Raw genomic sequence first — 18,708 nt, 5'->3', positions numbered from 1 at the left:
CCGTTCCCCGGGCGTTCACCCGCCGCCTTCCGGGACGACGCCGGGGTCGGGCGCCGGGGTCGGTTTCGGGCTCGTGTCGACGGTGCGGGCGCCGACGCTCAGGCGGGGCTGAAACGGGCGTGGGACAATGGGGGGATGAGCATGATGAACCGCCCGGCCGGCTCCGCCGAGGTCGGCGAGACCGTCGCCTCCGTGCGCGAGTACGAGGCCGCGCAGAAGCTCGTCTCGAAGCTGATCGCGGGCGAGGTCCCGGCCCGCGAGATCGCGATCGTGGGCATGGGCGTCCGCACGATCGAGCGGGTGACCGGTCGTCTCGGATACGCGACGGCGGCACGGTCCGGCGCCATGAACGGCCTCCTCATCGGGCTCTTCCTTTCGGCGATCTTCGTGCTGGGCAACCCCGCCGCGCCGATCCAGGCGTTCGTGGGCGTGCTGTTCGTCGGTGTGGCGATGGGCATGATCCTGAGCCTGGTGACCTACGCGATCGTCCGTCGTCGTCGGGACTATGCCAGCGTCATGCAGCTCGCCGCGGACCACTACGAGGTGACGGTGCTGCCCTCGTCGCTCTCCAAGGCCCGCCAGGTGCTGGGCGCCGCGCCGACGCCCGCCCGCCCGGCGGCGGCCTCTGCCTCCCCGACCACGACGCCCCCGCGCTACGGCGAGCGCGTCGCCCCCGGAGCCTCAGGAGCACCCGCCCGCACCGCGGCTCCCGGGGCTCCCGCGGCTCCCGTGGCCGATCGTCAGGCACCAACGACTCCTGCCACGAGCACGCCGTCGGCCCAGGAGCCGCCGCGGTACGGCGAGCGGATCGCCCCGCCGCCCCCTGCGCGCTCGGCCGCGGAGGCCGCCGCGGCAGCGGTCCCCGTGCCGACGGTCTCCGCGCCGGAACAGCCGGCGGCCGACGCCGCAGCCCCTGAAACTGCAGCCCCCGAAACCGTGGTGCAGCCAGAGGCGCCGGCCGACGCGCCCGCGACCGAGCGTCCGGACAACGGCGGATCCGCTCCGCGCCCATGAGCGAGGCCGCGTCCGTTCCCGCGGACGAGCAGCCGATGACGCTCACCGTCCCGCTGCCGAAGGGGGACGTGACCGTGAGCGCGGCCTACGGGGCCGTGGCCGGTGCAGTCGGGACCGTGATCGTCGCGCACGGCGCGGGGACCGGGAAGGATCATCCCTTCCTCCTCGGATTCGCCGAGGCATTGCGTCGCGCTGGTCTGTCGACCCTCCGCTTCTCCTTCCCCTACGCCGAGGCGGGGCGGCGCATGCCGGGGCCCGCCACGCACGCCATCCTCACCTGGCGTGCGGCGGTGGACGCGATGCGCGAGCGGTCGTCAGGACGCGTCATCGCCTCCGGCCGGTCCTACGGCGGACGGATGGCCTCGATGGCGGTGGCGGAGGGGCTCCGCGTCGATCGGCTCGTCTATCTGGGGTATCCGCTGCACCCGCCAGGACGACCGGAGAAGCCGCGCGTCGAGCATCTCCCGGCGATCGCCGTGCCCCAGCTCTTCATCTCGGGCACGAACGATCCGTTCATCCAGCCGCCGGCGCAGTTCGAGGATGCCGTCGCCTCCTGTCAGGACGCGCGCGTGGAGTGGGTCGAGGGCGGCGGTCACTCCTTCGAGGTGAAGGGCCGCCCGCGCGATGCCGCTGCGATCGGCGCGTCGCTCGCGCCGCTCGTCACGGCCTTCGTCCGCGGCGACTGACCCACCGGTGCTGCCGGGCGCGATTCAGCTCCGCAGATCCTCATCGGCGAGGATGCGCGCGATCGTCCGCCGGCCCAGTGCCGACATCGGCGGGTTCGTCTCCTCGTAGTACCAGACCAGGCCCAGGGACTGCTGCAGCGCCCACGCCGCGGCACGGTGCCACTCCCGGTCATCGGACGAGAGCGCCTCGCGGAGGATCCGCCGGTCCGCCTGCTCGAAGAGGTGCCAGGCGATCACCGCGTCCAGGGACGGGTCGGCGGGGCCGAACCCGCCGCCGTCGAGCACTCCGGTCAGGCGGGGGCCCTGCGCGGTCTCGGCGACGAGGAGGTTTGGCGGGGTGAGGTCGCGATGCGACATGACCTCCGTCGGCGGCGCGGGAAGCGTCCGCCAGGCGTCCCATGCGCGACCGGCCGCGGCGACATCCACGAGGTGGTCGCTGCGGCCGAGGCACTCTGCGACCCAGTCGTCATGATCGGTCAGCGTCCCTCCGCGCCCTCGTCCGTCGAAGGCGCGGCCGCGGAGCGGTGCGGCGCGGAGGGCGATGATCAGGGCAGCGATGTCCTCGGCCAGGGCGGGATCGGATGACCCGGCGGTCGTCCCATCCAGCCAGGTCTGGATCGACCAGGCCGAGGGGAACGCCTCCGTCGCCGTGCCGACGCCCTCGACGGACGGCGAGGCGAAGGGGATGCTCTGCGCGAGCTCGTCCAGCGCCCCCGCCTCGTCGTGGAGCTCTGCCGCCGACGCGCCCTGAAGGGGGAACCGTGCCACGAGGCGATCACCCACGCGGAAGAGCGCGTTGACGGTGGCCGCGGTCCGGAGGGGACGCACCGGCAGCTCTGCGAGCGCCGGAAAAGACGAGCGGATCGCCGCTGTGGCGATCCGCTCGTCGATCGGGAGCTGTCCGGGATGCATGTCGGCGGCTCAGCGGCGGGGACGGCCCTGCTCGACCCATCGGTCGTGGGAGCGGAGCGCGTGCTGCACCGCGAGGCGGACCGCCAGGTAGATCACCGTTCCCGCGAGCGCCGCGATGACGACGTAGATCAGGAGGGATATGAACAGGAACGGCAGGGACGTCCCGGGGATCATGGCTCAGCCCTGCAGCCGGGCGATCCAGGCCTCGACGTCCGCGGACGTGCGGGGGATGTCGGCGGAGAGGTTCACCGGACCGTCCTCGGTCATGAGGATGTCGTCCTCGATCCGCACGCCGATGCCGCGGAACTCCTCGGGGACCGTGAGGTCGTCGATCTGGAAGTACAGGCCTGGCTCGATCGTGAAGACCATCCCCGGCTCGATGAGGCCGTCGTAGTACATCTCGCGGCGGGCCTGCGCGCAGTCGTGCACATCGATGCCGAGGTGATGGCTCGTCCCGTGGACCATGTACCGGCGGTGCTGTCCGCCACGGTCGGCGTCCAGCGCCTCATCGGCGGTGACCGGCAGCAGACCCCACTCCGCGGTGCGGGCGGCGATCACGGCCATCGCGGCCTCGTGGACGGTCCGGAAGGGGACGCCGACCCGCGCTGCGGCGAAGGCGGCGTCGGCAGCCTCGACCACGGCGTCATAGACGCGGCGCTGGACGTCGGTGAACGTGCCCGAGACCGGCAGCGTCCGCGTGATGTCGGCGGTGTAGAGGCTGTCCGCCTCGGCCCCGGCGTCGATGAGGATGAGATCGCCCGGGATCAGGGCGCCGTCGTTCCGCGTCCAGTGCAGGTAGCAGGCGTGGGGGCCGGAGGCGGCGATCGTGTCGTAGCCCTCCCAGCTCCCGTCGCTGCGTGCGCGCTGGTGGAAGACGCCCTCCACGATGCGCTCGCCGCGGGGGTGGGCGATCGCGCGGGGGAGGTCGCGCACGACGTCATCGAATCCGTCCGCGGTGATGCGCACGGCACGGCGCATCTCGGCGATCTCGAATTCGTCCTTGGCGAGCCGCAGCTCCGAGACGAACCGGGTCAGCTCCTCGTCGACGTCGACGACCAGCTCGTCCTCGCCGGGTGCGAAGTCGTCGAGGTGCGCGGTCGCGATCCCGAGGTCGGCCGCGACACCGGCCAGCGACGGGCGAGGACCGATCCAGAACTCGCCGATCGTCGCATCGGAGTAGAACTCGGCCGTCGTGCGGTCGGCGCGCTCGCGGAAGTGGAGCGTGACGTCGTGCCCCCCGGCGACGGGCTCGAAGACGAGCACGGAGTCGGGCTCGGAGTCCGCGGCCCAGCCGGTGAGGTGGGCGAAGGCGGAGTGCGCGCGGAACGGGTAGTCGGTGTCGTTGCTGCGCTGCTTGAGCGAGCCCGCGGGGACGACGAGGCGTCGGCCGGGGAAGGCGGCGGACACCGCCGCGCGCCGGGCCGCGGCGAACGGGGCCTGCGCGCGCGAAGCGGGGAGGGACTCGGGGCGCTCGGCCCATCCGGTGGAGATGGCGTCGAGGAAGCCCTGGGGGAAGGGCTGGCGTCGATTGGTCTTGGCCGTCTCGGCGTCCGTCACTGGGGTCTTCGTCGACTCGGCGATCGTGTCGCGCTCTGCGGTGCTCATGTCTCCAGTCTCTCACCGCCGGTGCCCGGGGGTCACCCCCGGACCGCGAGCATCCGCCCCCGCCCCCCGCTGAGGAGCCGGATTAGGCTGGGGCATCATGTCCGCTCCCGCGTCCCGCCCCAACCCTGCTCGCTCCACCCCCGCTCGCTCCGTCTCCTCTGGTCGTCCGTCGCTCTCGTGGCCGTGGGCGGTGGGCGCCGACGTCGTGCTCGTGCTCGTCTTCGCCGCCATCGGCCGGGCCAGTCACGAGCGCGGGCTCAGTGTGCTCGGGGTCCTGGAGACCGCCTGGCCGTTCCTCGTCGCGCTCGCCGCCGGCTGGCTCGTGCTGCGGGCATGGGCAGCCCCCGCGGCGCTCCTGCGCACCGGCCTGCCGCTCTGGGCGATCACGGTCGCGGGCGGCATGGCGCTCCGTGCCGTCTCTGGCGCGGGTATCGCGGTGCCCTTCATCATCGTCGCCGCAGTCACCCTCCTGGTCTTCCTCCTCGGTTGGCGTGCGATCGTCGTCCTCGTCGCCCGTTCCCGCGCAGGCCGCCTCGCTCCGTAGCCCTACCCGCGTAGTCCCGCCTGCCGCCTCGCCTGGCCGCCGCCTCGCCTGCCCGCCGGCTCGCCCGCCCGTTCGCGTCGCTCTCGCGTCTCATCACCGCGATGACTGCATCTGCGTCACGAGACTGCGCGAAAATTGCGCAGTCTCGTTCCGCAGTTGCAGTCTCGCGGTCCGGGACGGCAGACGGGCGGCTGGGGGCGATAGGGGACAGGGGGGGGCGAGCGTCAGCGGACCGGCTCGAGCTGCGCGATGAGCGCGCGGTGATCGCTGCCGTTCGCGTTGCCGTCGAGCACCTGCGACCCGCTTGCCCGCCACTGCGCGGTGGCCATGACGTGATCGATCGGGGCCCCGGCGAGGGAGGGGAGGGAGGTGGGCCAGGTGCCCAGCGCCCCTGCTCCCGTGCGGGACGCCGCGTCGAGGCAGGCGCCGAGATCGCCGCCGTTCTTCCCGAGCTCGCCCATGTGGTCCACGGTGGCATTGAAGTCTCCGGCCATGATCACGTTGCCGCCGGGGCACTGGTCCGCGACCCAGCGCAGATCCTCGCGCCAGCCGTCCATGTCGTCCGGACGGGGCGCCACAGTGTGCACGGCGACGACGGTCGGGCCCTTGCCGTCGACCGGCATGACGACCGCGCTGGGCACGGAGCCGGTGTTGCTGGAGCCGTCGGCCGAGGACTGGATGACCGAGTAGTCGCCGAGATTGGGGGAGATGAGGAGCGTGGTCTGCCAGGAGTCCGGTCCGCGCTCGACCTCGGGGCGGAACTGCACGTGGTGCACCCACATCGGACGCCCCTGGTCGCGGAGCATGATCGCGATCTCCTCGCCGACCGCCTCGGTCGTCTCGGGGAGGGCGACGATGTCGGCCTTCTGCTCGACGATGGTCTGCGCGATCTCCTCGGCGGCGACCGCCTCGCCCGCGGTGTTCCAGGCCAGCACGCGCACGCTCTCGGCGGTCTTCTCCGGCAGCGCGGAGGGCGCGACGCCCCTCACCGCTCCGACACCGGCGGAGGCCGCGGCGCCGAGCAGTGCCACGATCGCGATCGAGGCGGCGAATCCGCGGAGGGGGCGGGCGATCGCGAGGAGGAGGGCCAGGATCAGGATCCCCAGATAGGCGAGGACCACGAGCCCGCGTGCGGCGACCAGCTGGGTGATCGGGAAGGTCTGCTCGAGATGGAAGAACTGCGGCCAGGCCAGGACCACCGTGGCGATCGCGAAGAGCACGGTGAACAGGATCCCCAGCAGTCGAAACATCGGTTCGAGCCTAGGCGAGGAGACTGGGAGACCACTGGTGCGCGACGCCGGGCGACCTCGGGGCCGAGGCCTCCGGCGATCGCTACGCTCGGAGGATGACGGACCACGCGCAGGCCGGCCGGTTCCACGGGCCGAGCGATCTGCACCTGCACTCGAATCGCTCCGACGGCACCGAGCCGCCGGCGGAGGTCGTCGCGCAGGCCCACGCGCACGGCGTACGGACCCTGGCGCTCACGGACCACGACACCACGGCCGGCTGGGACGAGGCGCGGGAGGAGGCGATCCGTCGGGGGATGACCTTCATCCCCGGGATGGAGCTGTCCACAAGGGACGGCTGGCGCAGCATCCACATGCTCGCCTACCTGTTCGATCCGACGTCGCCCGCGCTGGTCGCGGAGATGGAACGGATCCGCGACGACAGGATCGGACGCGCCGAGCGGATCGTCCGGAGCATCTCCCGCGACTACCCGATCACCTGGGACGACGTCCTCGCGCAGACCACGGGAGACGCGACGGTCGGCCGTCCGCACATCGCGGACGCGCTCGTCGCCCGGGGGATCGCGGAGGACCGCGGTGCGGCGTTCGCGGGGATCCTGCACCCGCGCGAGGGGTACTACGAGGGGCACTACGCTCCGGACCCGGTGCGCGCCGTGCGCCTGATCACCCGCGCCGGCGGCGTTGCCGTCGTGGCGCACCCTGCCCCCTCCGGCCGAGGCCAGATGATCCCGGTGCCGCTGCTGAAAGACCTGATCGAGGCGGGCGTCGCGGGGTTCGAGATCGACCATCGCGAGAACACGCCGTCGGGGCGGCGGGTGCTGCGCGACCTCGCCGCCGAGCACGGCCTCGTGGTCACGGGCTCCAGCGACTACCACGGTCACGGCAAGCCCAACCGGCCGGGGGAGAACACCACCGCGGCGGAGATGGTGCAGCGCATCCTCGATGGTGGGACCGGGTCGGAACCCTTCTTCGTCTGATCCGTCTGATCCGCGACCCCGCGTCGCGCGGCGGGGGGAGACAGGTCCGCCCCGGGCAGTGGCCGACGATGCGGCGTGCTCGGGGCGGACGGGTCTGCGGCACCTCAGGCCGGGGCGCTCAAGTCAGTGCGCTCGAATCAGGGCGCTCAGGTCGGGGTGCTCAGGCGGTCGCGGGGGCGCTTCCGGCCCCGCCCCGGCGGCGACGACGGCGACGGCGCTGCGGGGCGGCGTTGCCGTCGTGGTGCTCCGAGCCGTGGCCGTCGTGGGTGCCGGCGCCCTCGGCGGAGCGGTCATCGGACGTCGCTGCATGACCGTCGGCGGGGGCATCGGACGAAGCGACGCTCGTCGCAGTCGCGGTCTCGCCCTCGGCGAACGTCGATCCGACGCGGTCGCCGGCCGTACGACGACGGCGCCGACGGCGGGTCCCGCCCTCATCGGTGCCCTCCGCTGCGGCATCCGCGGCGCGCTCCGGCTGGCGCGTCTTCCGCGCCGGCTTCTCCGAGGTCGGAGCCGACACCAGGCGGCCCTTTGTCCCCGCGGGGATGTCGAGGTCGCTGAACAGGTGGGGGCTGGAGGAGTACGTCTCCACGGGCTCGGGCTGGCCGAACTCCAGGGCGCGGTTGATGAGGGCCCACTTGTGCAGGTCCTCCCAGTCCACGAACGTCACGGCGATGCCGGTGCGTCCGGCGCGGCCGGTGCGTCCCGCGCGGTGGAGGTACGTCTTGTCCTCGTCCGGGATGGTGTGGTTGATGACGTGCGTGACGTCGTCGACGTCGATGCCTCGGGCGGCGACGTCGGTCGCGACGAGCACGTCCCTCTTGCCGGCCTTGAACGCCGCCATGGAGCGCTCGCGCTGGTCCTGGCCCATGTCGCCGTGCACGCCGCCGACGTTGAAGCCGCGGTCGCCGAGCTCGTCCACGAGGCGCTGCGCTGCGCGCTTGGTCCGCGTGAAGATCACGGTCTTCCCCCGGCCCTCGGCCTGGAGGATGCGGGCGATGATCTCGTCCTTGTCCAGGGAGTGCGCGCGGTAGACGAGGTGGCGGATGTTCGCCTGCGTCAGGCCCTCGTCGGGGTCGTTGGCGCGGATGTGGATCGGGTTCGTCATGAACCGTCGGGCCAGGGCGACGATCGGCCCGGGCATGGTCGCGCTGAACAGCTGCGTGTGCCGGACCTCGGGGATCTTCTGGAAGATCTTCTCGATGTCGGCGAGGAACCCGAGGTCGAGCATCTTGTCGGCCTCGTCGAGCACGACCTCGGCCGCGTGGGAGAGGTCGAGCAGGCGCTGTCCCGCGAGGTCGATGAGGCGCCCGGGGGTGCCGACGACGATCTGCGCGCCCGCCTTCAGCTGCTCGATCTGGCCTTCGTAGGCCTTGCCGCCGTAGATCGCGACGACGCTCGTGGAGCGTCCGGAGGTGAGCAGGTCGATGTCCTCGTAGACCTGGACGGCGAGCTCGCGGGTCGGGACCACGATCAGCGCCTTGACGCCGGGCTCCGGGTCCTTGCCGAGGCGCTGGACCACGGGGATGCCGAAGCCGAAGGTCTTGCCGGTGCCGGTCTTGGCCTGGCCGATGATGTCCTGGCCGGGGAGGCCGAGAGGGATGGTCTGTTCCTGGATGGGGAAGGCGTCGATGATCCCCTTCGACGCCAGCGCGTCGACGATGTCCTGGTCGATGCCGAGTTCGGCGAATGTCGTCACTGTGTTCTGCAAGCCTGTCCGGCGGCCCCTCGTCAATGCTCGGAGTCCGCCTCGATTACGGATCCACGCCGTTTCTCGAAGCTCAGGCGCGGGGCCCCGGTCCGTCGCCGGAGCCCCTTCAGACTACCCGAGGAGGGTCCGGCGGCGAGAAGGCCCGCCAGAGGGCGCAGTAGGCTGAGCGCGTGGTGAGGTGGTTCTGGCAGCGCAAGACGCCGCGGCATTCGCTCGTCCTCCGGTCGCGGGGCGACTTCGGCGATACCGCGCGCGTCGACTTCGCCGAGCTCGCGCCCGAGCTGAACACGTTCCTCGGGCAGGCGGCGTATCTGCAGCTGGGCTACTTCGAGACCCTCACCCGGCTCATCCGCGCCACCCCCGAGCTCTCCGAGAAGGAGGCGCTCTCGCACGCCGCGGGCGCCGCCCTGGAGAAGCACGGCAGGATCGTGGAGGTCATCCGCGAGCGCGGCGACGACCCGACCGAGGTGATGCTGCCGTTCCGGGAGCAGTTGGACGCCTTCCGGCGCAAGACCATCGGTGTGCGTCCCCGGGAGACGCTCCTGGCGGTCTACCTCACGGCGGGGATGCTGGACGACTTCTACCTCGCGCTCGCATCCGGCTACGGGAAGACCGGCGACCGGGTCGTGGAGATCCTCGCGGTCGACGACGCCAGGCACGAGATCGTCGACATCATCCAGGAGACGATCTCCAGCGACGAGGAGTGGCGCTCGCTGCTGTCGATGTGGGGCCGGCGGCTCGTCGGCGACACCCTGCTGGTGGCCAGGACCGCCCTCCGCCGCCCGCAGCAGGGCGCCGCCGACGACGCCAGGGTGGAGCCGGTGTTCACCGAGCTCATGGGCGCGCACGCCCGCCGCATGGACGCGATGGGCCTCGCATCCTGAGACAGTCGGTGTCCTAAACCCGTGTTCTGAGACTGCCGGTGTTCTGAGTCGGTGTTCTGAGACTGTCGGTCCGGGGCTGGATGTGGTCCCGGTCGTGCGTCCGCGCACAGATGCACGACCTCGGCATGGATGCACGACCGATCCGTGCCTTCCGTCGTCCATCTGTGCACGGGTCGTGCAGGTGAACGGGACGCCGAGAGAGTCCGCGGCGGTCGACGGATCGTCGGACGGTGAGACGGGACGGTCGGACGGACCGTCGAGCGGTCAGATCCCGAGGGCGGCGCGCTGGGCGGCGTCGGAGCGGGTGCGGACGCCCGTGAGCGTCAGGACGACGGCGATGCACACGATCAGGACGCCGCCCAGCGAGAGCAGCCAGAGCCAGACGCTGTCCTCGCCGAGGCCCGCCCACTGGCCGATCGCGTAGGCGGCCGCGGCGAACGCCGTCGCGACAGCGGGGGCGACGGCGTTGCCGCGGAGCTCGCGCGACGGCAGGGCGAAGTGCGCGGCGACGCCGAGGGCGCAGGCTGTGATGATCGCCAGCAGGATGTACATGCGGGTCGGTTACGCGACGAAGCCGACCCGGCGCGACTCCTCGGTGCCCAGTTCGACGTAGCCGATGTTCGCGGTCGGCACGAGGTAGGAGTTGCCCTTGATGTCGGTGAAGGACACGTGGCCGATGTTCTGCTCGAGCGCGGACGTGATCTGGCCGCGGACCTCGTCGGCGGGGGTGTTGGTCTCGAAGCTCAGTTCGCGGCCGGTGTTGATGATGCCGATGCGGATTTCCACGGATGCGCTCCTCGCGGGTCGGTGACGGCTGATGCCGGTTCCGACTCTACCTCGGCGGGCCGCGGCGGGATCGGCCGGAGGGCACGGCGGTCGCCGTGTTCGCGGACAGCGATTGTCGGCGGCCGCGGCTAGCGTGGAGGGATGCCCGCAGACTCCCGCCAGCGCGACGTCATCACCGCCGCCGTCGATGCGTCGGGCACCGTGATCGGTGCACCGGGCACGGGCAAGACGCATGCCCTGGTCGAGCGGGTGGCGCGGCTGCTCGGCGAGGACGTCGCGCTCGGCGTCGACGAGGTGCTCGTCCTCACCCCGAGCAGGCAGGCGGCCACCGCGCTGCGGGATCGGCTCGGCGTCCGGATCGCGGTGGCGACGCCCGGTCCGCTCGCGCGCTCCCTCGGATCCTTCGCATTCCAGCTGGTGCGCGGGGCGATGGTCGGCGCAGGTCACGAGCCGCCCGCTCTGCTCACCGGCGCCGACCAGGACCGGATCATCGCCGATCTGCTCGTCGAGGACGTCGCCGAGGAGGGGGACGCCGCTGAGGAGGGGCACGTGCGCTGGCCGGAGGAGATCGGTCCGGCGGCGCGCTCGTCGCGGAGCTTCCGCTCCGAGCTGCGTGCGTTCCTCGCGGAGTGCGCGGAGCTGGGGGTCTCGCCCGCGGAGCTGAAGGGGACGACGCGCCCCGCCTGGCAGGCGGCCGGGGCCTTCATCGAGGAGTATCGCCGGATCCTGGATCGCCTGCGCTCCGCCCACCGCGACGCCGCCGACCTCCTGTCCGAGGCCGCCACGATCCTCCGCACCGCGGAGCCCGGGGCGCTCGGTCCGCTCGGCCGGCTGCGCGCTGTCCTCATCGACGACGCCCAGGAGCTCACGATCGGCGGTGTCTCGATCGTCGCGGCGCTCCGCGCGCGGGGGGTCGCCGTGATGGCCTTCGGTGATCCCGACATCTCGTCCGGGGCGTTCCGCGGCGCCGGCCCCGAGCTCTTCGCGGACATCGCCGGCCTGCTGGGCGACCTCTACGTCCTCGACCATCCGCACCGACAGGACGAGGCGCTCACGGCGCTCACCCGCGGTGTCACGCAGGCGATCGGCGTCGCGGGGCGGGTGGAGCACCGTCGCGCCCCGTCTCCGGTCCCCGAGTCCGAGGACCCCGCCGTCACGGTGGTCGTCGCGGCCTCGCCGCACGAGGAGATCGACCGCATCGCGGCGACGCTGCGGGAGTGGCACCTGATGGACGAGGTCCCGTGGGAGCGCATGGCGGTCCTCGCCCACGACACGCGCCAGGTCACGGCGCTGGAGACCGAGCTCGCCGCGCGCGAGGTGCCGACGCGGGCGGCCGGCGTCCAGCGGCCGCTGGGCAGCGAGGGCGTGGTCCGCGACATCGTCGGGATCGTGCGCCTGGCGATGGCGCCGTCGGAGGAACGCGGGGCGGAGGAGCTCGCCGAGGCGCTGCGCACCCCGTTCGGCGGTCTGGACGGGGTCGGCCTGCGCCGCCTGCGCGCGCGGCTGCGGCATCGCGAGCTCGAGTCGGGCGGCTCGACGCCGGCGCGCGAGCTGCTCCGATCCGCCCTCTCCGAGCCCGCGCAGCTCACGCTGATCGACACCCCGGAGGCCCGGGTCGCCGACCGGTTCGGCAGCCTGCTCCGCGATGTGCACGAGGCGTCGGAGCGGGGCGAGACGATCCATGAGCTGCTGTGGCGCGTCTGGGACGGGTCACGCGGCCCGGACGGCCGACGCCTCGCCACGACCTGGCAGGAGACGGCGACGATGCAGGGCGGAGCGGAGACGACACGCGCCCTGGACGCCCTGGTCGCGCTCTTCGCCGCGGCGAAGCGTTCCGTCGAGCGGGGAGGAGAGAACCGACCGAAGGCGTTCATCGACGAGATCCTCGGCAGCGAGGTTCCGGAGGACTCCCTCTCCTCGCCCGAGCGGCCGGGCGTCGTGACGCTGCTGACGCCGGCGACCGCTCTCGGCACCGAGTTCGACGCGGTGGTGGTCGCAGGGGTGCAGGACGGGGTCTGGCCCAATGTACGGCTGCGCGGCGGTCTTCTCGGCACCTGGCGTCTCGCGGAGGCGATCACGGCCGCGCGCCGGGGCGAGCCGGAGCACGAGCACAGCGTCCTGGACCGGAGACGGGCGGCGCTGCACGACGAGCTGCGCCTCTTCGTGCGTGCGGTGTCGCGGGCGCGGCACCGGCTCCTCGTCACCGCGGTCGACGACGACGACCACACTCCGAGCCCCTTCTTCGCCTTCTTGCCCCCACCGCTGCCGCCGGACGAGGAGCGCGCCGCCCACCCGCTCACGCTCCGCGGCCTCGTGGCGAGACATCGGCGCACGCTCACCTCATCGCGGGACCGCGGCGCCCGCGCGGAGGCCGCGGGACAGCTGCGCCTGCTCGCCGAGGCCGGTGTCCCCGGCGCCGCGCCCACGGACTGGTACGGCGTGCTCCCGCCTTCCAGCGCCGCGCCCCTGCGCGACCTCGGGACCGCCGGCGTCCGGGTCTCGCCCTCCCGGCTCGAGGCGTTCGAGGAGTGCGGGCTCAACTGGGCGGTCGTCGCCCTCGGCGGCGACACCGTCGTCCCGCCGTCCGCGGGGATCGGGACGATCGTGCACGAGGCGATGGAGCGGGTGCCCGACGGCGACATCGAGGCCATGCGCGCGGTCGTCGCCGAGCACTGGCCGGAGCTCGACTTCGAGACGGCGTGGATCGCGCGCAAGGAGCGCCGCCGCGCGGATCTCTACATCGACCGCCTGCACGCGTATCTCGAGACCGTCGCGCGGGAGGGGGGCGACGTCATCGCCGCCGAGACCGCCTTCCGCTTCGCCGTCGACCTCGGCCTACCTACCGGGGATGGTAAGGATGCCGGGGAGGGCGAGGATGCCGGGGATTCGCATCCCGCCGTGCATCCCGTCGACGAGGACGACACGGCCCATCAGGCACTGGTGAGCGGGGTGATCGATCGCGTCGAGTCCTACCCGCCGGGGGCGGGGGAGCACGGGCCCGCCAGGGGGATGACCTGGTCGCCGATGACCGAGGGCACAGGAGAGGGGCGCGTCGTCGTCGTGGACCTCAAGACCGGGAAGTACGAGCCGGACACGGAGGCGGCCGTCCTCGACCACGCGCAGCTCGCCGCGTACCAGATCGCCGTCCAGCAGGGGCTGATCGACGGCGCCGACCCCGCGGCGCTCGCCGGGGCCCGGCTGGTGATCGTGTCCAAGACCGTCGGCCGGAGCGACTATCGCGTCGCCCACCAGCACGTTCTGGCGGCGGAGGAGCGGGACGCGTTCCTCCGCCGCGTCGCGGACGCGGGACGCGGGATGGCGGCCAGCAGCTTCACGGCCCAGGTCGAGACCCACTGCGCGGACACGCAGGTGCGCATCCGTCCCTGCCGGATCCACACGATCGGCGCGGTGAGCTCATGACGACCTGGGAGGACGGGCTCGGGATCGCCGCGACGGATCTCGCCGCGGCGCTCGGGCAGCCGGCGCCGACCGAGGCGCAGCAGCGCGTGATCGAGGCGCCGCCGTCGCCGGCCCTCGTCGTCGCGGGGGCGGGAAGCGGCAAGACCGAGACGATGTCGGCCCGCGTCGTCTGGCTGGTGGCGAACGGCCACGTCCGGCGAGACGAGATCCTGGGCCTCACGTTCACGCGCAAGGCGGCGGGCGAGCTCGCGGAGCGCATCGCCGCGCGTCTCGCCGTGGTCGACGAGTACGGACGCCGCGGTCTGCTCCCGCTCCTGCCCGAGCTGGTCGCCGACGGCTCCCTCCGCCGGATCGACGCGGCGGTCGGGGCGCGGCAGCGGGAGACGGTCCGCACGCAGGTGCTGGACGAGCTCGCCGGTCGTCTCGGACGCGGCTCCTCGGCGCCGCGGAGCGCGGAGGAGCTGATGATCCGGCCGCGCGTCTCGACGTACAACGCCTTCGCCGACTCGATCGTCCGCGAGCATGCGCCGAGGATCGGACGCGACCCCGACGCGGCGATGCTCAGCCAGTCCGCGTCCTGGCTGCTCGCGAGGACCGTCGTCCTGCGTGCGGAGCTCCCGGGCCTGGAGGAGATCGACCGCTCGCTCGGCGGGGTGATCGACGCCGTCCAGCGCCTCGCGGCGGAGGCACTGGACCATCGGGTCGACCTGGACGCTGCCGAGCGGATCGCGCTCGACCAGGCGGAGGCCTTCGGCCCCTACCGGAAGAACGCCGCGGTCGAGGTCGCCACCCTGAACCTCCAGACCATGCCCGTCCTGATCCGGCTCGTCCGCGAGTACATCGCGGAGAAGGACCGGCGCGGCGTGCTCGACTTCGCGGATCAGGTGAGCGGCGCCTTCGACATCGTCGAGTCGACCCCGGACGTGCGCGCCGAGCTGCGCGAGCAGCACCGTGTCGTCCTCCTGGACGAGTACCAGGACACCTCCGTGGTCCAGACCCGGTTCCTCGGCGCCCTCTTCCGCGATTCCCCGGTGATGGCGGTCGGGGACCCGCATCAGTCCATCTACGGCTGGAGGGGCGCGAGCGCGGACAACCTCTACGGGTTCGCGCGGGAGTTTGCCGGTCAGAGCGGGGCGAGGACGTACAGCCTGATGACCAGCTGGCGCAACGACCGGCGGATCCTGGACGCGGCGAACCGGGTGCTCGAGCCGCTTCAGCGCCCTGGGCTCGACGTGCCGGCCCTCGAGCCGCGTCCGGGGGCGGAGCGGGGCCAGGTCGAGGTGCGCTTCGCGCACACGGTCGACGAGGAGGCTGCGGAGGTCGCCGCATGGTTCGCGGCACGCCGGTCCGAGGATGCGGAGCGTTCGGGCGAGCGCCCGCACACCGGGGCGATCCTGTTCCGCTCCAAGCGCCACATGCAGACCTTCGCGGCGGCGCTGGCCGGGGAGGGCGTCGCGCATCGGATCCTCGGGCTCGGCGGCCTCCTCTCCACGCCGGAGGTCGTCGACGTCGTCTCGACGCTGAGGGTGCTGCACGATCCGAACTCGGGCTCCGCCCTGATCCGCCTGCTCGTGGGTCCGCGCTTCGCGGTCGGGGTCGCGGACATGGCGGCGCTGCACGACCTCGCCTCCACGCTCGCCCAGCGCGACGGCGCGCTGACGCCGCTGCCCGCCGAGGTGCGCGAGCGCCTGCGGGCGTCCCGGGGAGCCGACGAGGCGGTGTCGATCGTGGACGCGGTCGACTTCCTCCGGGTCGTCGCGGACGACTACCGGATGCTGGAGGGGATCACCCCCGACGGACGTGCCCGTCTCCGTGCCGCGGGGGAGATGCTGGAGCGCCTCCGCCGTGCGGCGGCGCAGCCGATCCTGGAGCTCATCCGCCTGATCGAGCTGGAGCTGCGCCTGGACATCGAGCTCGCCGCCAACGAGACGCGAGGGCCTGCCCGGATCGCCGCGACCCAGCTCCGCGCCTTCGGGGACGAGGTGCGGGCGTTCCTCGTCGCCGACGAGCGGGGCACGATCGGGAGTCTCCTGGCCTGGCTCGACAAGGCGGAGAGCACCGACGAGCTCATGCCCCGCCCGGAGCCGCCGGAGCCGGGCGTGGTCCAGCTGCTCACGATCCACGGGTCCAAGGGGCTGGAGTGGGACTCGGTCGCGGTGGTGCGGTTGGTGGAGGACGAGCTGCCGGGTCGGGTCTCCGACACCTCGGGCTGGTTCGGGTTCGGGGTCGTCCCCTTCGCCCTCCGCGGCGACCGGGATGCGCTGCCGGCGTTCCGCTGGGATCCCCAAGCTGCCATGGACGGGGCAGGGGAGGATCCGGCCAAGCGGCACAAGGCGGCGCTCGATGCCCTTGCAGCCGGATACACGAAGGCCCACCCCGGCGGCGGGGCGCTCCGGCGCTTCAAGGACGCCTATCGCGACTATCAGAAGCACGAGGAGCGCCGCCTCGCGTACGTCGCGTTCACCCGGGCGCGGAGCGGCCTCCTCCTCACCGGTTCCCACTGGGCGGGGCAGAAGAAGCCCCGCACGCCCAGCCCGTATCTCCGCGAGGCGATCGACGCATGGGGGCTGGAGCCGATCGGCGAGGTCGATCCGGACGAGAACCCGTACGAGGGCGAGGGTCTCACCACGGTCTGGCCGCTGGACCCGCTGGGGGCCCGCAGAGCGGTCGTGGAGCGCGCAGCGGGCGAGGTCCGGGAGGCGCTGGCCGCGTCCGTCGCGCCGACCCCGAGTCCCGAGCTGGAACGCCTGCTCGCCGAGCGCGCGGCCCGGCAGCGGGGGATCGTCGCCGATGCGCCCACGCGCGTCCCGGCGTCTCGGTTCAAGGACTACGTGACCGACTTCCGCGGGACCGTGCGTGCGCTCACCCGACCGATGCCGGAGCGGCCCTACCGGCAGACCAGGCTCGGAACGCTCTTCCACGCCTGGGTCGAGCACCGCTCCGGGCTGGTCGGCGGGGTCTCCTCCGTCGATGACGCGCTGTGGGAGCTCGACGACGACGCGGTGCACGACGAGGCAGGCCGCGCCGACGCCGAGGACCTGGGGCGTCTCCGGGAGGTCTTCGAGCGCTCGGAGTGGGCGACGCTGAAGCCGATCGCCGTGGAGACCGAGATCGACTTCGCCCTGCCGTCGGCGGACGGCGAGCCGGGACGGATCATCATCTGCAAGCTCGACGCGGTCTACCGGCGGGAGGACGGCCGGATCGAGATCGTGGACTGGAAGACCGGACGCCCTCCCGCGACCGCGGCCGAGCAGGAGGAGCGGATGCTGCAGCTGGCCCTGTACCGGCTCGCGTATCACCGCAGCTCGGGGGTTCCGCTGACGGACATCGACGTCGCCCTGTTCTACGTCGGCGACGACCTGATCATCCGCGGTGACCGGATCTACTCGGAGGAGGAGTTGCTCCAGCGTTGGAACGCGGCGCGCGCCGCGCGCTGAGCCTCCGCCTCGTCGGCGGACGCATCGTGCGGCACGGCATCGGTCGTGTCCGCGCCTGCAGCAGTTTTTGTGTCCGCGCCTGCGGCTGTGTCCTTGCTCGGGGCGTGGGCGTGGGCGTGGGCGTCACGTGCGGGAGGGACGGCGATGTCGCCGAGGTCGCTCGTTTCGGCGAGATCGGCTCCCGGAGTCGGGACCGGAGCAGCAGCCGGGACCGACTCCGGAGCGACCGGGGCGTCGATGTCGTCCACGCCATCGACGTCGAGCGGGCCGGTCGCGTTCGGGTCCTCGGAGCCCGCCGACGGCCCTCCTCCACGGGGCCCGAAGGCGGCGGTGTCGTCGTCCGTGGTGAGCCCGGCGAACGCGCGAGGGTCATAGGCGTCGGTCTGCATCGACGTGTCCACCTCGGCCGGTGCGTGCGCGGGCACGTTCTCCAGCGCGAACAGTGCCTCATCGACGCCGGCGCCGGGGCCGGGGCGCGGGACCAGGTCGTCGTTGCGGACGCCCTCGGCGAGCGCGTCGAGCAGGCCGGCGGCGTCGTCGACGATGTCGTCGCGCCGGGTCTCGTGCCCGTGCAGCAGCCAGCGCGCGAACTCCAGCTCCGCAAGCATCCGGGAGCGGATGCGCAGCGCCTGATCGGGTGCCCGCAGCGCGGTCGCCGCGTAAGCGCGGTGCACGTCGGCGGCGGCCTCTGGCGCTGAGGCGAGCCAGGCGAGATCGACCGCCGGGTCCCCGATGGACAGCGCATACCACCCGATGATGCCGGCGACCCGCGGTCCGAACGCCTCGTCGTCCTCGTAGAGGAAGGAGCTGTCGTGGATGCCGCCCAGGGTCACAGTCGACTCGAACCGCCAGAGGTCATCGGACTCGACGGCCTCGCGCCAGCGGACGGTCAGGCGTGCGGAGACCCGTCCGGTGGCGGCCGCCCGGTCCACGAGCGCTCGGATCTCCTCACGGATCTGGGCGGGGGAGCGGTCGGCGAGACCGGCGCTGCGGACGACGGACATCGGCAGCGCGTGAATCCGTGCGATGGCGGCGCCGGCGGCCTCCGCCGTGCCCCGTCCCGGCGGGATGTCGGCGGCGTCGACCTGGAAGCCGGGAACGAGGGAGGTGACCAGCGCCCGATGCTGGCCGATACGGGTGTGCCCCAAGAACTCGGGGGCGAGGAAGGGCAGGATCTCGCGGGCGCCGGGGGAGAGCGCACGCAGCGCCAGCTCCTCGGCGGCGAGCTCGGCGGCGGCCTCGTCGTCGCTCGCGACGCGGATCGCCGCCTCGCGTCCGTCGGCGAACGTCGCGATCGCGGAGTCGAAACGGGCGTCCCCGTCCGAGGTGAGCGCGCGGGCGCCGACGACCTCGGCTCCGGGCACGGCGGCCGTCACCGCCGCGGCTAGAGTGAAGGGAGAGCGAGCCATGCCACCAGGGTAGGTCGGTGGCGCTGCCCGCCGGGCCGCGCCACGCCTGAGAAGGCCACGCCCGTGAGAGAGGGAGCGG

General features: G+C 72.9%; 15 protein-coding genes. 7 read left to right on the top strand and 8 right to left on the bottom strand.

Features of this window, described 5'->3' with window-relative positions; genetic code table 11:
* Positions 1–135 precede the first annotated feature (135 nt).
* Positions 136–1,014: a YflT domain-containing protein gene (locus J2Y69_RS00585; RefSeq protein ID WP_310016536.1), complete on the top strand. Its 879-nt coding sequence runs from the start codon at positions 136–138 to the stop codon at positions 1,012–1,014.
* Positions 1,011–1,700, top strand: coding sequence for an alpha/beta hydrolase family protein (locus tag J2Y69_RS00580; RefSeq protein ID WP_310016535.1), 690 nt, complete (start codon positions 1,011–1,013; stop codon positions 1,698–1,700). Before J2Y69_RS00585 ends, J2Y69_RS00580 begins: the two co-directional genes overlap by 4 nt.
* Positions 1,701–1,724: 24 nt before the next feature.
* Here the strand turns inward: J2Y69_RS00580 and J2Y69_RS00575 are convergent, their stop codons facing one another.
* The 3 genes from J2Y69_RS00575 to J2Y69_RS00565 are packed head-to-tail and all read right to left on the bottom strand — an operon-like array spanning position 1,725 to position 4,217.
* Positions 1,725–2,612 carry a phosphotransferase gene (locus J2Y69_RS00575; RefSeq protein ID WP_310016534.1) on the bottom strand — a complete coding sequence of 296 codons (888 nt, stop codon included), beginning with the start codon at positions 2,610–2,612 and terminating at the stop codon, positions 1,725–1,727.
* 9 nt (positions 2,613–2,621) lie between these two features.
* Positions 2,622–2,786, bottom strand: coding sequence for a hypothetical protein (locus J2Y69_RS00570; RefSeq protein WP_310016533.1), 165 nt, complete (start codon positions 2,784–2,786; stop codon positions 2,622–2,624).
* Between the two features lie 3 nt (positions 2,787–2,789).
* A complete protein-coding gene (locus J2Y69_RS00565) occupies positions 2,790–4,217 on the bottom strand; it encodes an aminopeptidase P family protein (protein ID WP_310016532.1) in 1,428 nt (475 codons plus the stop codon).
* 97 nt (positions 4,218–4,314) lie between these two features.
* Between J2Y69_RS00565 and J2Y69_RS00560 the strand changes: the two genes are divergently transcribed.
* Positions 4,315–4,761, top strand: a complete 447-nt coding sequence (locus J2Y69_RS00560) for a DUF3054 domain-containing protein (RefSeq protein ID WP_310016531.1) — start codon at positions 4,315–4,317, stop codon at positions 4,759–4,761.
* A 224-nt stretch (positions 4,762–4,985) separates the two neighbouring features.
* Here the strand turns inward: J2Y69_RS00560 and J2Y69_RS00555 are convergent, their stop codons facing one another.
* Positions 4,986–6,011 (bottom strand): endonuclease/exonuclease/phosphatase family protein, encoded by a 1,026-nt coding sequence (locus tag J2Y69_RS00555; RefSeq protein ID WP_310016530.1) that lies wholly within the window; start codon positions 6,009–6,011, stop codon positions 4,986–4,988.
* 95 nt (positions 6,012–6,106) lie between these two features.
* Here J2Y69_RS00555 and J2Y69_RS00550 point away from each other — a divergent pair, with 95 nt between their 5' ends.
* Entirely contained in the window at positions 6,107–6,985 is an 879-nt protein-coding gene (locus J2Y69_RS00550) for a PHP domain-containing protein (protein ID WP_310016529.1), read from the top strand.
* A 160-nt stretch (positions 6,986–7,145) separates the two neighbouring features.
* On the opposite strand, the gene J2Y69_RS00545 is transcribed toward J2Y69_RS00550, so the two are convergent.
* Positions 7,146–8,681, bottom strand: coding sequence for a DEAD/DEAH box helicase (locus J2Y69_RS00545; protein WP_310016528.1), 1,536 nt, complete (start codon positions 8,679–8,681; stop codon positions 7,146–7,148).
* 182 nt (positions 8,682–8,863) lie between these two features.
* Here J2Y69_RS00545 and J2Y69_RS00540 point away from each other — a divergent pair, with 182 nt between their 5' ends.
* Positions 8,864–9,577 carry a ferritin-like fold-containing protein gene (locus tag J2Y69_RS00540; protein ID WP_310016527.1) on the top strand — a complete coding sequence of 238 codons (714 nt, stop codon included), beginning with the start codon at positions 8,864–8,866 and terminating at the stop codon, positions 9,575–9,577.
* A gap of 264 nt (positions 9,578–9,841) precedes the next feature.
* Here the strand turns inward: J2Y69_RS00540 and J2Y69_RS00535 are convergent, their stop codons facing one another.
* A complete protein-coding gene (locus J2Y69_RS00535; RefSeq protein ID WP_310016526.1) occupies positions 9,842–10,129 on the bottom strand; it encodes a hypothetical protein in 288 nt (95 codons plus the stop codon).
* 9 nt (positions 10,130–10,138) lie between these two features.
* Positions 10,139–10,363, bottom strand: coding sequence for a DUF3107 domain-containing protein (locus J2Y69_RS00530; protein WP_310016525.1), 225 nt, complete (start codon positions 10,361–10,363; stop codon positions 10,139–10,141).
* A 141-nt stretch (positions 10,364–10,504) separates the two neighbouring features.
* Here J2Y69_RS00530 and J2Y69_RS00525 point away from each other — a divergent pair, with 141 nt between their 5' ends.
* Entirely contained in the window at positions 10,505–13,783 is a 3,279-nt protein-coding gene (locus J2Y69_RS00525) for an ATP-dependent helicase (protein WP_310016524.1), read from the top strand.
* Entirely contained in the window at positions 13,780–17,220 is a 3,441-nt protein-coding gene (locus J2Y69_RS00520; RefSeq protein WP_310016523.1) for an ATP-dependent DNA helicase, read from the top strand. The genes J2Y69_RS00525 and J2Y69_RS00520 overlap by 4 nt, the downstream gene beginning before the upstream one ends.
* On the opposite strand, the gene J2Y69_RS00515 is transcribed toward J2Y69_RS00520, so the two are convergent.
* Complete coding sequence (locus J2Y69_RS00515) at positions 17,166–18,629, bottom strand: phosphotransferase (protein ID WP_310016522.1); 1,464 nt, start codon at positions 18,627–18,629, stop codon at positions 17,166–17,168. The two genes, J2Y69_RS00520 and J2Y69_RS00515, sit on opposite strands and share 55 nt — an antisense overlap.
* Positions 18,630–18,708: the final 79 nt, after the last annotated feature.

The organism is Microbacterium resistens (assembly GCF_031456305.1).
Taxonomy (GTDB): domain Bacteria; phylum Actinomycetota; class Actinomycetes; order Actinomycetales; family Microbacteriaceae; genus Microbacterium; species Microbacterium resistens_A.
Note: the sequence above shows the minus strand (reverse complement) of the source record. Positions and strands in the feature narration are given on the sequence as shown.